The 12877-nt window shown below is 71.0% G+C and carries 16 protein-coding genes and 1 pseudogene; 12 read left to right on the top strand and 5 right to left on the bottom strand.

Annotated elements, in window-relative coordinates:
• The 3 genes from IFT89_RS17910 to IFT89_RS17900 all read left to right on the top strand — a co-directional run.
• A partial coding sequence (locus IFT89_RS17910; protein ID WP_202939628.1) for a C40 family peptidase occupies positions 1–472 on the top strand: 472 nt, incomplete at its 5' end.
• Positions 473–476: 4 nt separating this feature from the next.
• Positions 477–854 (top strand): DUF1801 domain-containing protein, encoded by a 378-nt coding sequence (locus IFT89_RS17905; RefSeq protein WP_137242267.1) that lies wholly within the window; start codon positions 477–479, stop codon positions 852–854.
• A gap of 102 nt (positions 855–956) precedes the next feature.
• The gene (locus IFT89_RS17900) at positions 957–2159 is read left to right on the top strand and encodes an SLC13 family permease (protein ID WP_137242266.1); all 1203 of its coding nucleotides are present in this window, start codon (positions 957–959) and stop codon (positions 2157–2159) included.
• A gap of 84 nt (positions 2160–2243) precedes the next feature.
• Here the strand turns inward: IFT89_RS17900 and IFT89_RS17895 are convergent, their stop codons facing one another.
• Both IFT89_RS17895 and IFT89_RS17890 read right to left on the bottom strand, forming a co-directional pair.
• A complete protein-coding gene (locus IFT89_RS17895; RefSeq protein ID WP_137242265.1) occupies positions 2244–2618 on the bottom strand; it encodes an iron chaperone in 375 nt (124 codons plus the stop codon).
• Positions 2619–2709: 91 nt separating this feature from the next.
• A complete protein-coding gene (locus IFT89_RS17890; RefSeq protein ID WP_137242264.1) occupies positions 2710–3681 on the bottom strand; it encodes an NAD(P)/FAD-dependent oxidoreductase in 972 nt (323 codons plus the stop codon).
• Between the two features lie 109 nt (positions 3682–3790).
• On the opposite strand from IFT89_RS17890, the gene IFT89_RS17885 reads away from it, so the two are divergent.
• The 7 genes from IFT89_RS17885 (at position 3791) to IFT89_RS17855 (ending at position 7667) form a co-directional block, all read left to right on the top strand.
• Positions 3791–4402, top strand: coding sequence for a helix-turn-helix domain-containing protein (locus tag IFT89_RS17885; protein WP_137242263.1), 612 nt, complete (start codon positions 3791–3793; stop codon positions 4400–4402).
• On the top strand, positions 4399–4566 hold the full coding sequence (locus IFT89_RS17880; RefSeq protein ID WP_161578551.1) for a hypothetical protein: 168 nt from the start codon (positions 4399–4401) through the stop codon (positions 4564–4566). The genes IFT89_RS17885 and IFT89_RS17880 overlap by 4 nt, the downstream gene beginning before the upstream one ends.
• Before the next feature lie 324 nt (positions 4567–4890).
• Positions 4891–5307, top strand: a complete 417-nt coding sequence (locus IFT89_RS17875) for a hypothetical protein (RefSeq protein WP_137242262.1) — start codon at positions 4891–4893, stop codon at positions 5305–5307.
• A gap of 2 nt (positions 5308–5309) precedes the next feature.
• Positions 5310–5525: a hypothetical protein gene (locus IFT89_RS17870; protein WP_137242261.1), complete on the top strand. Its 216-nt coding sequence runs from the start codon at positions 5310–5312 to the stop codon at positions 5523–5525.
• Between the two features lie 544 nt (positions 5526–6069).
• Positions 6070–6498 carry a hypothetical protein gene (locus IFT89_RS17865; RefSeq protein ID WP_137242260.1) on the top strand — a complete coding sequence of 143 codons (429 nt, stop codon included), beginning with the start codon at positions 6070–6072 and terminating at the stop codon, positions 6496–6498.
• A 40-nt stretch (positions 6499–6538) separates the two neighbouring features.
• Positions 6539–7054, top strand: coding sequence for a DUF427 domain-containing protein (locus tag IFT89_RS17860; protein ID WP_086474567.1), 516 nt, complete (start codon positions 6539–6541; stop codon positions 7052–7054).
• 124 nt (positions 7055–7178) lie between these two features.
• Positions 7179–7667 carry a hypothetical protein gene (locus tag IFT89_RS17855; protein ID WP_086474566.1) on the top strand — a complete coding sequence of 163 codons (489 nt, stop codon included), beginning with the start codon at positions 7179–7181 and terminating at the stop codon, positions 7665–7667.
• 9 nt (positions 7668–7676) lie between these two features.
• Here the strand turns inward: IFT89_RS17855 and IFT89_RS17850 are convergent, their stop codons facing one another.
• The 3 genes from IFT89_RS17850 to IFT89_RS17840 form a co-directional block, all read right to left on the bottom strand.
• Entirely contained in the window at positions 7677–8666 is a 990-nt protein-coding gene (locus IFT89_RS17850; protein WP_137242259.1) for an MBL fold metallo-hydrolase, read from the bottom strand.
• Between the two features lie 223 nt (positions 8667–8889).
• Positions 8890–9795: a LysR family transcriptional regulator gene (locus tag IFT89_RS17845; RefSeq protein WP_202939627.1), complete on the bottom strand. Its 906-nt coding sequence runs from the start codon at positions 9793–9795 to the stop codon at positions 8890–8892.
• A 99-nt stretch (positions 9796–9894) separates the two neighbouring features.
• The gene (locus IFT89_RS17840; protein ID WP_164486923.1) at positions 9895–10644 is read right to left on the bottom strand and encodes an NRDE family protein; all 750 of its coding nucleotides are present in this window, start codon (positions 10642–10644) and stop codon (positions 9895–9897) included.
• An 80-nt stretch (positions 10645–10724) separates the two neighbouring features.
• Between IFT89_RS17840 and coaBC the strand changes: the two genes are divergently transcribed.
• Entirely contained in the window at positions 10725–12041 is a 1317-nt protein-coding gene (gene coaBC / locus IFT89_RS17835; protein WP_202939626.1) for a bifunctional phosphopantothenoylcysteine decarboxylase/phosphopantothenate--cysteine ligase CoaBC, read from the top strand.
• A 19-nt stretch (positions 12042–12060) separates the two neighbouring features.
• Positions 12061–12877 (top strand): annotated as a pseudogene (locus IFT89_RS17830) (M23 family metallopeptidase); the annotation flags it as partial.

The raw sequence follows: 12877 nt of genomic DNA, 5'->3' as shown, positions 1-12877 counted from the left end.
CGCGTCGTCCGGCGGTTCGTCCGGCGGCGGAGGATCGAGCGGTGGTGGCGGTGCGTCCGGCGGCGGCGGTGGCGGCGGCGGCTCGGTCGCACCTCCGGACTCCGCTGGCGTCGAGTCGGCGATCGCCTTCGCGCTCGCCCAAGTCGGCAAGGGCTACCAGCTCGGCGGTTCCGGCCCGAACGTCTGGGACTGCTCGGGCCTCACCCGCGCGGCCTACGGCAGCGGCATCGGGACGCACTCCGCGACGAACCAGTACTACACGATGCAGTCGCAGGGACGCCTCGTGCCCTACAGCCAGAAGCAGCGCGGCGACCTCATCTTCTGGTCGAGCGGCTACGACTACTACCACGTCGCCATCTACCTCGGGAACGGCCAGATCGTCGAAGCGGCCAACGAGCGGGCCGGCACCCGGGTCGGCGGCATCTGGGGATCCGGCGACGTCGCACCCTACGTCGGTCGCCCGACGGGTTGATCCCATGAGCTCCGCCGAGGTCGACGCCTACCTCGCCTCCCTCGCACACCAGCTGAAGCCGGCGGTCGTGCGGCTGCGCGAGGCGATCATGGCCTCGGACGAGGGCATGTCGGAGCACCTCAAGTGGAAGGCGCCGAGCTTCGTCTACGACGGCGAGGACCGCGTCACCTTCGCTCTGCACCCGGCGAACCGCATTCGGATCATCCTGCACCGGGGCGTGCATCAGCGGGACGACACCGACGCCTTCCGGTTCGACGACCCCTCCGGTCTCGTGGTGTGGGCGGCGCCGGACCGCGGTGTCGTCACCTTCTCGACCATCGATGCGGCGGCCGCCGCCGAGCCAGCCCTGCTCGAACTCATCGGGCGCTGGGTGCGGGCCTGACACCCGTCGACGAGCGCAGGGGCACGCGGTCGGCGAGCCGTCGTATGATCGACTGCCGAGCGGGCGACAGCGCACCGACGGACCGGTGGTGAAGGAGGGCTCGTGCGCAGTGCCGTGCTCGGCGTCGTGCTGCTCGTCATCGGGACGATCGCGATCCTCACCGGTGTCCTCCCCGCCCCGGAGGCCCTCGGCATCGCCGACCGCGTCTGGCCGATCCTCCTGTTCGTCGTCGCGATCACCGTCGTCGCCGAACTCGCTGCGGACGCCGGCCTGTTCACCCTCGTCGCCTCGCGGCTCGTGCGCTGGGGTCGGGGGAGCACCTGGTTGCTGTGGCTGCTCGTCGTCGCGCTGGCAACGCTCAGCACCGTCTTCCTCTCGCTCGACACCACGGCCGTCCTCCTGACGCCGGTCGTCATCACGCTCGCGAGACACGCCGGGCTGTCGCCGGTGCCGTTCGCCCTGACCACCGTCTGGCTGGCGTGCACGGCGTCGCTGCTGTTGCCGGTGTCGAACCTCACCAACCTGCTCGCGGAGCACGCGATCGACGAGGCCGCCACAGCGTCGGGTGGTGGCCCGCTCGGCCCCGGCGGATTCGCAGCGCTCATGGTCGTCCCTGCGATCATCGCGGTCGTGGTCCCGTGCGTGGTCCTCGCCATCGTGTACCGCCGCCAGCTCGCCGGTGCCTACACGGTGGACGTGGAAGCGCAGGACGACGACCGGGTGCTGCTGTGGACGTCCGGGGTCGTGGTGCTCGTGCTCCTGCCGCTGCTGGTGTCCGGCATCCCGGTGTGGATGTCGGCGGTCGGTGCGGCGGTGGTCCTCGTCGTGGTGTTCCTCATCCGGCGTCCGGCGGCGCTGCGTCCGGCGCTGGTCCCGTGGCAGCTCGTCCTGCTCGCCTCAGGACTGTTCCTCGTGGTCGAGGCGGCCCACGCTCTCGGACTCGCGCGGGCGCTCGCGTCCATCGCGGGGACCGGTGACTCGCTCCTGGCGCTCCTGCAACTGGCGGGGGTCGGTATGGCGAGTGCCAACCTCGTCGACAACCTCCCGGCGTACCTCGCCCTCGAGCCGGTGGCCGGCGACCCCGTGCGCTTCGCCGCCCTGCTCATCGGCGTGAACGCGGGCGCGCTCATCACCCCGTGGGCGGCGCTCGCGACGCTGCTCTGGCACGCGCGGCTCACCGCGGCGGACGTCGAGTTCGGTTGGGGCCGGTTCATCGCGCTCGGCTTCGTGGTCGCCCCGCTGACGGTGGCCCTCGCCACCGTCGGGCTCTGGCTGGCCCAGGGTGCCGGCGCGGTCCTCCCGTGACTTCCCAGAGCACCCCTCCCCGGTCCCTGAGCACCCTTCCCCGGTCCCTGAGCCTGTCGAAGGGCGGCGACGCGTCGCTCTCCCTCAGTGCTCGTGGCGTGCGTCGGCCGCCCGGCGCCGCTCCAATAGTTCCGTGACGATCCGGTCGATGAGCTCGAAGGGGATCGGCCGGCTGAACGGGAACTGCAGCGTGTCCTTCGCCGCCCGGTAGTCGGCGACGGCGTTCTGCAAGGGGCCGTCGAACGGCGGGATCGAGTACAGGGCGATGTGGTGTTTCCAGGCGCCGAGGTACAGCAGGTAGCGGTCGTCGAGCATGAAGGTCGGCATGCCGTACCGGATGGCCTCGGTGACTCCAGGCACGATGCGGTGGACGCGGAGTCGGATCTCCTCGATGGCGTCCGCGGCGTCGGTGGGTTGCGTGGCGAGGTAGTCGTCGATCGTGGTGGGTGCACCCGGCATGTCTCTCCTCGTCGGAACGGAGACGGCACGGGAGCCGTTGCCCCCGTGCCGTCATCGTCCCATGTCCGCGTCTCGCGCGACAGTGGTGGTTCTACCGCTTCGCAAGGGCTCGGCGCACGTCCTCCTGGACGAGGTCGGCGTTCATGATCGCGCCGGCCATCGATCCGGCGGCCGCCGCCTGCAGGACCTGGGTGCGCAGGTTGGTGACGTCTCCGGCCGCCCAGACACCCGGCACCGAGGTGGTGCCCAGCTCGTCGACGCCGATCGCGTCTCCGAACTCGGCTCCTCGCGGGTGCGGTCGCGTGTGGAGCCCGAGACCGGTGAACGCCTCGGCGCGCACCCGGTTGACCGGGGCCACGGCCAGCGCCTCGACGGGGACGGTGCGGCCGTCGTCCAGGCGTACGCCGACGAGCCGGTCGTCGGCGATCTCGAGCCGCTCCACGACGCCGTCGACCACCTCGATGCCCCGTGCCGCGAACGCCGCCTCCTGCTCCGGCGTGAAGGCGCCCGCGGTGTTGCGGAGCACGACGACCCGGTCGCTCAGCTGCCGGAACAGCTGCGCCTGGTGGGCTGCGGCCTCCGCGTTCGTGCCGAGGACACCGATCACGCGGTCCTGGACCTCCCACCCGTGGCAGTAGGGGCAGTGGAGGGCGTCGCGGCCGAACCGCTCCCAGAGGCCGGGGATGGGCGGGAGCTCGTCGGCGGTGCCGGTGGCGATGAGGAGGCGGCGGCCCCGGACGATCGCGCCGTCCGCCGTCGTCAGGATGAACCCGTCGTCGTCGCGCCCGGCATCGACGACCTGGCCGTCGACGATGCGGACGCCGTACGACACCACCTCCGCTCGGCCGAGGCGCAGGAGCTCACGAGGCGGGGTGCCCTCGCGGGTCAGGAAGCCGTGCACGCCGTCGGCGGGTGCGTTCCGCGGCTCGCCGCCGTCGACGACGATCACGGATCGTCGTGATCGTCCGAGCATGATGGCTGCGCTGAGCCCTGCGGCGCCACCGCCGACGATGACGGCGTCGACGAGGTCGGTGCTGGTTGCTGGGGTGACGGGGGTGCTCATGGATCGTTCCGTTCGGTCGACGTGCTGGGAGGTGTCCAGGGTGCGCCGACCGGTGCCGAAGTGGCAAGAAGACTTGCCGAAGCGGCAACGTGGGAGCGAGAATCGACCCATGGCGCATGCACACGACGAGCAACGGTCCATCGACGGCGTGCTGGATGCTGTCGGGCCGAGGCTGCGAGCCATCCGGCAGCATCGTGGCACCACCCTCGCCGCGCTGTCGGCCGAGACGGGCATCTCGGTCTCCACCCTCTCCCGGCTCGAGTCCGGCCAGCGCCGACCGAACCTCGAGCTGCTCCTGCCACTCGCCAAGGCACACCAGGTGCCTCTGGACGACCTCGTCGGCGCTCCGCAGACGGGTGATCCGCGCGTCCACCTGAAGCCCGTCCAGCGGTACGGCCAGACGATCGTGCCGCTCACGCGTCGATCGGGCGGCATCCACGCGTTCAAGAGCATCATCCACGGCGGCGACGGCCCGCAGACGCCTGAGACGCAGCAGGTCCACGAGGGATACGAGTGGCTCTACGTCCTCAACGGCCGGTTGCGGCTCCTCCTCGGCGACCAGGACATCGTGCTCACCGCGGGTGAGGTCGCCGAGTTCGACACCCGCGTCCCGCACTGGTTCGGCCGGGCCGAGGCCGCAGGGGTGGAGTTCCTCAGCCTGTTCGGCAAGCAGGGTGAACGGATGCACGTCCGCGCGACGTCGACGAGGAGGAGCGCATGATCGGACCTGATGACGAGGAGGGTGCCCGCCCACCCGAGGACGAACGGCCGTTCGCGGAGCAGCTCCTCGAACGCCGGGGATTCGCGATCACGGCGGCCCTGTTCGTGATGCTCGGAGGGCTCGTCGTGCCGTTCGTCGGCGCACACTGCTCGTGTGGGCCGTAGCGGACTGTCCCCAAGATCTCCGCTGCGGCCCACCCGCCATGCGCGGGCAGTTACCTGCGGCGGCGACGTGCTGCCTTGAGCGCCACGTCGCAGACCCAAGAGGATCCGTCGCCGCTCACCTGATGGCGTGCACGGGTGATTACCGGCGGCTGAGAGCGGCAGGCGCCTTCCGCCGAGGTTGCCTGTCCCCCAGGCGTTCGATCCAGATAGCTCTGATACATCAGATGCAAATCCAGATCAAGTCCACATTTATACGGATACCTACTGATCATATCGATAGCTAACCTTGTTGCCGTAAGCATCAACGGAGACAAAGGAGTCATTATGAAGTTCGCACCGAGCTCGAAACTCGCGCGTCTTGGTACCGCCTCGGTAATCACCCTTGCCCTCACCACATCAATGGCAACCCCCGCGAACGCCGCACCGCTGGGCGCGCGACCAGCGACTACAACGGCTATCGCGCACTCAGCAGGAGCCCAATCGGCCACTGGCCTCGACGCCGAGGCCCGCGAGACGAGGATCGCCTGGGCGACCATCCTGACCGCAGTCATCGCAGCCGGCGGCGCGGCTGACTACATGGGAAGCCAGGCCGCACAACGCATGTACTACGCCGGCCTGCGGTCCGCGGAGTACCAGGAGATCAAATGGAGCATGCGCGCCATGGTCATCGGAGCCATCGGCCCTATTTTCGGCAGCGTCTTCCTTCTGGCCTTCGAGAACAAGTTCTACTCGCTGGTTTGACCATGTCGAACACCGTGCTCCGCATAGTCGTCATCATCGATGCCGCTGCTCTCCTGATGTTCGGCATCGGCCGAGGTCTCGCGCTCGACGGGTCAGTCTCTCTCGCTGTCGCCATTGTCGCGGCTGCAGTCCTGCAACTCGTCCTCGCTCTCAAAGGACCTTGGGGCACCAACGACTCCATCCAACGCAAGAACGAATCCCTCAGGCCGATGAGATGATCCGGTCCATCACCCGTTCCGACGGCAGTCACCTGATCAGCGCGGTCAAATCGCCTCAGACACCAGTGAAATCGTGCCGGACCCCACTCCGGTAGGGCGTTGTTCGTTCCGACGCGTGCGACGGCACTGCCGTGGCACAGCCGCTGTGGAGCGGCGCCGACCTCGGTGACACGCCCTGCCTGTCGAGGATCCTGCCCCGATGGGGAAGGTACTGTGTCGATGGGTCGGGCGTTGGTGCGTCAGTCGCGGTTCGTGACGTCCGGGTGTGACAGGGGGAGGGCCGCTGATCGCTGCTTCATCGGCAAGCATCCGACGGCGGGGTCTTCACCCCACCGTGGGGTGTGCCCCGGCATATCTGGACGGATTCCTGTCGTTGAGGTGGTGGGGACCGAGTGCCCATTGGCGCAATTAACAAGCGACGAACACACTAACTGAGATAACCCCTGTCAGTCCTGGTCGCCGCGGCTGGATGAGGGGAGCGGCGCGCGGTGCTAGCGGCTGCGGAACGGATGCATGTCCGCGCGACGTCGACGAGGAGGAGCGCGTGATCGGACACGATGACGAGGAGGGTGCCCGCCCACCCGAGGACGAACGGCCGTTCGCGGAGCAGCTCCTCGAACGCCGCGGGTTCGCGATCACGGCGGCCCTGTTCGTGATGCTCGGAGGGCTCGTCGTGCCGTTCGTCGGCTGGGTGGCCGGCATGGTCATGCTGTGGCGATCGCGCGCCTGGACGACCAAGCAGAAGGTCTGGGCCACCGGCGGACCGATCCTCGCGAGCGCCGCGGTGCTGCTCGTCCTGGCCCTCCTGACTGCGAACTGGAAGTCGACGGACGCCGGCGTCGGTGGCTCCCCGGTGATCCCCGTCGTCTACGACCTCGGTTCGACGGCCGTCGTGCTGCTGCTGATCGGGTACGCCGCGGCCGGTACCTGGTTGCTCTGGCAGGCGCTCCGGCCCGTGGGTCGGCGCGCCTGATTCGCGGTCGTCGCTCAGGTGGACCGGGCAGCATGGGGAGATGCCCGACTCCTCGCGATTCCGCCGCCCCCTGCCCGTCCAGCCCGGACCCGGTGAGGAGTCCGTCTGGGAGTACCCGCGTCCGCCGCGGGTCGAGCCGCGCGACGAGCGCGTCGTGATCCGGTTCGGCGGCACGGTCATCGCGGAGTCGACGGCCGCGGTCCGGGTCCTGGAGACGAGCCACCCGCCGGTGTACTACGTGCCGGCGGCGGACTTCTCGCCGGGGGTCCTGGTGCCGGTCGACGGAACGACCATGTGTGAGTTCAAGGGCGAGGCGCACTACCTCGACGTGCGGGTGGGCGACGCGGTCGCCGGTGCCGCCGCGTGGACCTACCCCGATCCACGCCCGGGATACGCGCCGCTGTTCGGCATGATCGCCGTCTATCCAGGGCGCATGGACGCCTGCGAGGTGAACGGGGTGCCGGTGCAGGCGCAGGAGGGCGACTTCTACGGCGGGTGGATCACGCCGGGGATCGTCGGGCCGTTCAAGGGCGCCCCGGGTACACGCGGCTGGTAGCGGACGCCGCAGTCCTACACCCGCTCCTCCTCCGCGCGCAACGCCCTGGAGCACCACGCACCCTCGTGCCACGCTGAGCGCCAAGCGCCGTCGACGACGAGGCGCGCAGGAGGCGGTCGAAGCCATGGACGTGTTCGATGAAGCAGCGGACCCGGGTTGGTCCCTTCTCCGTGTGGTCCCGCTGTTCGGCCTCGCCGTCAGCGTCGGAGCGGTCGCCGGAGCTGCCCTCGCAGCCGGTGCAGAGCTCTTCGGGACGGTCGGGACCGTCTCGGTGCATCCGGCCGATCTCGGCGGGATCGCCGTCCTCGTCGGTGGACTCGTCGGAGGGATGCTCGCAGCCGTCGGGGCGGTCGGTGCGCTGCTGGCGCTCGGCATCCTCGATCACTGGGGCGAGCGGGGCCCGGTCCACCGGGCCTGGATCGCCGGTGGCGGTGCGGCTTTCCTCGTCCTGATCGTCGGCGGCCTCATCGCCGCACCCATCGGACTCGCCTCGACGATCGGGGTCGTCGTGTTCGCGGTGCTCGCCGCGGGGGTGGCGGCGGGCGGTGGACTCTACGCCTTCGAACGGGCGCTGGCGCGTCGTCGAGCCGGGTGGGCCGGCCTCAGCCGGTAGCGCGGACGGTCAGCCTGCGAGCTGCTGGAGGCGCGCCCGGTGCCAGTCGGTCTGCGTGAGGGCCGAGACGCGGAGGAGACCGGTCAGCGCGTCCCATCCGGCCGACCAGCCGATGCGGGAGGCGATGGTCCACACGCTCGCGTCGGGGTCGTCCAGAAGGACAGCGCGCACCTCATCGGCTCGCCGCAGATGGTGCGCGGCCAGCTCGTCGCAGCGGTCCGCGAGTCCCGTGAACCGGAAGCCGTGTCCGGGGATCACCTGATCGCCGTCGTAGCCGCGGACGCGGTCGAGCGAGGACAGATAGGCCGTCACCGGGTTCTCGGAGGTGCGCGCCCCGAGCCCGAGGCCGGAGAAGATCGTCGGCAGCACGTGGTCGCCCGTGAACAGGTAGCCGCGGTCCTCATCGCGCAGGGTGAGGTGGCCCGTCGTGTGGCCGGGTGTGTGCAGGACCCTGATCGAGCGACCGGGGAGCATCAACAGGTCGCCGTCCTCGAGCGTCCGGTCCGCGCGGGTGTCGCCGAGGTGCCCGGCCGGTGCCGTCGCACCAGTGGCCCAGGGACGCACGGTCGTGTCGTCCGCCGGGACGCCCCACTCGTCCAAGGCCGCAGCGAGGTCGGCCGGGCCCGGCGGCGTCGAGCCGGCCGCCTCGTCCTCGAGGCGGTGCATGAGGACCGGTGCGGCGAGCTCGTCGCGGAGGGTGCCGGCGAGGCCCAGATGATCGGGGTGCAGGTGGGTCACGACGACGCCCGTGAGCGTCGTCACCCCGATGCCGCGGAGCTCCCGCAGCAGGTGCTCGCGGCCCTCGGGGGTGTCGGTCCCGGGGTCGACGACGATCGCGCGACCGTCGGTGCCGAAGAGGACCGAGCAGAGGGTGAACGGGTTGCCGGGGTCGCCGGTCGGGACGGCGATGACGACCGTGTCGGCGTCGAGGTGCTCTGTCGCAGGGATCCGGCCGTCGCGGAAGGCGGCAGCCTGGGACTCGCTCGATGAGGTGATCATGGTGCTGCTCCGGGTGGTGTCGGGGGACGGACCAACCCTAGCCGTGGGGCCCGTCGGGTTCAGTACGATGGGTGCATGACCGTGAACGACATCCTCATCGGCGTGATCGCCCTCATCTCCGTCTTCGGCGGCATCGGCCTGGTCGGGGCGCTCGTCGCCATGGCCAAGTCCGGCTACCACGGCTGATCCTCCCCACAGGAGGCTCGGCCGGGTCCGCGACGGCTCAGCGGGCGACGGCCTCGTCCGTGGCCCGTTGCACCGCTGCGAGCGCTGCCGCGACGGCCGAACGCTGCAGTGAGCCCTTCCGCGCCGTCGCGACGATCTTCCGCTCACTCATCCCGGTGATCGGCTTTCGCACGACGTCCGTCCGTGAGCCGATCGCGATGTCCGGGAGCACGGCGATCGACAGCCCGGCCGCCACGTGGTCGATGACGACCTCGTAACTCGTGAACCGTCCGGCCACCCTCGGCTCGAACCCCGCGCGACGACAGATCAGCGGGACGAGTTCGCCGAGGTAGGTGCCCGGTGCGTCGAGGGCCCACGACTCCATCTGCAGCTCACTGAAGGTGACCTGCTCCTGCGCGGCCAGTCGGTGGTCGAGCGGCGCGATGAGCAGGAGCGGGTCGGTGGTGAGCGGCACGCTGTGCACCGAGGGGTCGAGGAGGAACCCGTCCTCCTGATCGACGGTGATCACGACGTCGCAGGTGCCCCGTTGGACGGCGGTGGTGCTCTCGTGCGGTTCGACCTCGATGAGTTCGACCTCGAGGCGCGGGTACTGCCGTGCAAGGGAGCGCGCGGCGGGGATGAGGATCGGGGCGATGACGCTCGCGAACCCGGCGATGCGGAACCGACCCGACGGCTCGGACTCGACCTCGGCCAGTTCGACCTCGATGGCGTCCATCTGCGCGAGCAGGGCCCGAGCGCGCTCGACGAGCAGCGCACCCGTCGGCGTCAGGGTGAGCGTCCGGCCGCGTCGTTCCAGGAGCGCGGCGCCGGTCTCGGCCTCGAGCACGGAGAGCTGCTGCGAGACGGTCGAGGGGCTGAGGTCGAGCTCACGGCCGACGGCGCGGATCGTACCGAGGCGGTCGAACGCCTCGAGCAGTCGCAGTCGCACGGGGTTCAGGGCCATGCTGCAACAGTATCGAGCGCGCCAGGGCGCCCTCCACACGGGTGGCAGTCCGATCCGGGTCCCGTGGCTCCCGGCGGGTGCCGACCGTCGCCGTCCTGGTCACTCCCAGACGAGCTCTTCCGGCAGATGGCCGGGCTCGGCGAGTCGGGCGTTCCGGAGCACCGCACCGTCGGGGCCGAGCGAGAGCGCCGTCACCGAGAGCGAGGCGAGACGCAGGCCGTCGTGGTCGTCGATGCGGACGATCGCCTCGTCGGCATCGGCGCGCACGGTCGTCGTGGAGCGCAACGTGCGCAACCACGGCTCCCAGGACGCGGCCGTCGCACCGTCCAACGGCCCGATGGGCGACGGGACGTCGAGGAAGGCCGGCCGCCACCGGTGGACCCGTGGGACGTCGAGGTGGTCGGGGCCCTCGTGCGTCACGAGGTGGAGACCGGGTTCGACGTCGATGGACCGGGGTGAGGTGCCGTCCCAGCTCGTGACGGTGACGCGGTCAGGACGCAGCTCCACGAGGTTCCAGGACCTGGCGCTGCGGGCGTCGTCCGGGTCGACGCCGGTCGTGACGGCTTCCAGCGGCAGCACGCCCCGCGAGGTCCACCCGGCGGCGGGCATGTCGAGGTCCTCGCGTCGGTTGAGGACCACCGCCGCCCGGGGGCCGCCCGGGGCGCCGTCGTTCGTCGCCAGCCACGCGCCGCCCGCTTCGCGGTCGTGGATGCCGCGGACGCTGTCACCGAGTCCGGGCCACCACGCGCCTGGTGGGTCCCAGGCACGCCCCGGCTGTTCGTCTCGCAGCCCGAGCACGGCGATCGGCCACGCGCGCCCCGGCTCGAAGTCGATGATCACGGTGCACACGCTGGTTCCTCCTCGGCCGGCCGGACTAGGACAGACTAGACGAGGACCCGGCGCGGGAGCGCCGGAAGCGAGGAGGCGGCATGGGCGTGCAGGACGCATCGCGGGAGGCGGCAGGGCGCACGGTCGTCGTCGGGATCACGGGCGGGGTCGCCGCCTACAAGGCGGTCGGCGTCGTCCGCGGGTTCGTCCTCGCGGGCTTCGACGTCCACGTCGTGCCGACCGAGAGCGCCCTCCGGTTCGTCGGCCTGCCGACACTGGAGGCGATCAGCCGGAACCCCGTCACGACCTCGCTGTACGACGGCGTCGCCGAAGTCCGGCACGTCGCCCTCGGGCAGCGCGCGGAACTCATCGTCGTGGCGCCGACGACGGCCAACACCCTCGCGAAACTCGCAGCGGGACTCTCCGACGACCTCCTCGGCACCACCATCCTGGCCAGCCGGGCGCCGGTCCTGCTGGCGCCGGCGATGCACACCGAGATGTGGCAGCACCCTGCGACGACCGCGAACGTCGCCCTCCTGCGATCGCGCGGGGTGGCCGTCATCGGGCCGGCGAACGGCGCGCTGACCGGCGGCGACACGGGGCCGGGACGCATGAGCGAACCCGACGACATCGTGGCCGCCGGCTTGGCGCTGCTCACCGGACGCACCGGTGGAACCGACGCGCACCCGGACGATTTCCGCGCCGAGCGTGTCGTCGTCTCGGCCGGCGGCACCCGCGAGCCGCTCGACCCGGTGCGGTTCCTCGGGAACCGGTCGAGCGGTCGACAGGGGCTGGCCATCGCGCAGGCCGCCGCCGAGCGCGGTGCCGAGGTGGTGCTCGTCGCGGCGCACCTGGACGCCGACGTCGCGGCCGAAGCGGCTGCGGTCGACGGTCTGCGGATCGTCCCGGTCGGCACCGCTGCGGAACTCGCGGTCGCCATGGAGGACGTGGCGGCCGACGCGACGCTCGTGGTCATGGCGGCAGCCGTGGCCGACTACCGCGCCGCCGAGATCGCCGAACGGAAGATCAAGAAGGACGACACCGGTGAGGAGCTCACCCTGCGACTCGTCCGCAACCCCGACGTGCTCGCCGGACTCGCCGCTGCCCCGGTGCCGGGACGGATGGTCGTCGGGTTCGCTGCAGAGACCGCCGCCGACCGCGAGGAGTTGTTGGCCCTCGGCCGGGCCAAGGCGGCACGCAAGGGCGCTGACCTCCTCGTGCTCAATCGCGTGGGGTGGATGAACGGTTTCGGCACGCGCGACAACGAGGTCGTCGTGATCGACGGCGCCGGCGAGGTGGTCGGTGAGGCGAACGGATCGAAGCGCAGCATCGCCGACCGGCTGCTCGACCTCGTGCTCTCCCACCGGGCGGCGCCGGTTCGTTCAGAGGCGGGCGAGCCTCCCCCCGAACGGGGCTGACCACTGCCAGGATGGCAGCATGCCACGCCTCCGTCCCGCGCGCCGTCGCGCCTCCATCGCCGCGGCCCTCGCCGGAGTCATCGTCCTCTCGATGGGTCTCGCGCAGCCGGCCGCCGCTGCGGAGTACCCCAGCTGGGAGGACGTCGAGGCGGCCCGCTCGAGCGAGTCCTCGAAGCAGTCGACCATCGGTCAGATCGAAGGGCTCGTCCAGCAGCTGAAGACCGCTGCGGCGCTCGCCGAAGCTGAGGCCGTCCTCCGTGCCGACGAGTACGAGGCCGCTCAGCTGGCCGTCGACGAGGCGAGCTACCGTGCCGTCTCGCTCCGCGAGCAGGCCGTGGCCGCGACGACCGCGGCAGAGGCCTCCAAACGCCAGGCCGGCGCGCTCGTCGCCGCGTGGTTGCGGTCGGGGAACGTCGACCTCAGTACCGCCGCATTCCTCGACGGCCAGGAGCCGGAGTCGCTCCTCGGGCGCTTGAGCACGATCACGAAGCTCAGCGAGTCCACGGACGGCACCTACGACCGGGCGAGGACCGATGCGAACACGGCGTCGCTGCTCACCGAGCAGGCGACCATCGCCGAGGCCGCCCTCGGCGAGCTCGCCGCGGCAGCCGAGACCGCGCTCGGAGATGCGGTCGCAGCCCGTGCCGACGCCGAGACCGCCGTGTCCGAGCAGCAGGAGTACCTCGCGACGCTCGAGGCCCAGCTCGTGGTCCTCAAGGAGAACCGCGCAGCCACCGAGGCCGACTACCGCAAGGGTGAGGAAGTGAAGGCGGCTGCCGCCGCCGCTGCTGCAGCCGCGGCGGCTGCCGCTGAGGCCGCACGGGCGGCTGCCGAGG

The organism is Plantibacter sp. CFBP 13570, from assembly GCF_014841395.1.
Taxonomy (GTDB): Bacteria; Actinomycetota; Actinomycetes; order Actinomycetales; family Microbacteriaceae; genus Plantibacter; species Plantibacter auratus.
This window is presented reverse-complemented; position numbering and strand designations above follow the sequence as displayed.

What these genes read in the sequence shown, in the direction of transcription:
- IFT89_RS17885 (WP_137242263.1), top strand. Translation starts at nt 3,791, where the DNA reads ATGGCGCATGCACACGACGAGCAACGGTCCATCGACGGCGTGCTGGAT.
- IFT89_RS17850 (WP_137242259.1), bottom strand. Translation starts at nt 8,666, where the DNA reads ATGATCACCTCATCGAGCGAGTCCCAGGCTGCCGCCTTCCGCGACGGC.
- IFT89_RS17890 (WP_137242264.1), bottom strand. Translation starts at nt 3,681, where the DNA reads ATGAGCACCCCCGTCACCCCAGCAACCAGCACCGACCTCGTCGACGCC.
- IFT89_RS17870 (WP_137242261.1), top strand. Translation starts at nt 5,310, where the DNA reads ATGTCGAACACCGTGCTCCGCATAGTCGTCATCATCGATGCCGCTGCT.
- IFT89_RS17875 (WP_137242262.1), top strand. Translation starts at nt 4,891, where the DNA reads ATGAAGTTCGCACCGAGCTCGAAACTCGCGCGTCTTGGTACCGCCTCG.
- coaBC (WP_202939626.1), top strand. Translation starts at nt 10,725, where the DNA reads ATGGGCGTGCAGGACGCATCGCGGGAGGCGGCAGGGCGCACGGTCGTC.
- IFT89_RS17905 (WP_137242267.1), top strand. Translation starts at nt 477, where the DNA reads ATGAGCTCCGCCGAGGTCGACGCCTACCTCGCCTCCCTCGCACACCAG.
- IFT89_RS17845 (WP_202939627.1), bottom strand. Translation starts at nt 9,795, where the DNA reads ATGGCCCTGAACCCCGTGCGACTGCGACTGCTCGAGGCGTTCGACCGC.
- IFT89_RS17860 (WP_086474567.1), top strand. Translation starts at nt 6,539, where the DNA reads ATGCCCGACTCCTCGCGATTCCGCCGCCCCCTGCCCGTCCAGCCCGGA.
- IFT89_RS17880 (WP_161578551.1), top strand. Translation starts at nt 4,399, where the DNA reads ATGATCGGACCTGATGACGAGGAGGGTGCCCGCCCACCCGAGGACGAA.
- IFT89_RS17855 (WP_086474566.1), top strand. Translation starts at nt 7,179, where the DNA reads ATGGACGTGTTCGATGAAGCAGCGGACCCGGGTTGGTCCCTTCTCCGT.
- IFT89_RS17895 (WP_137242265.1), bottom strand. Translation starts at nt 2,618, where the DNA reads ATGCCGGGTGCACCCACCACGATCGACGACTACCTCGCCACGCAACCC.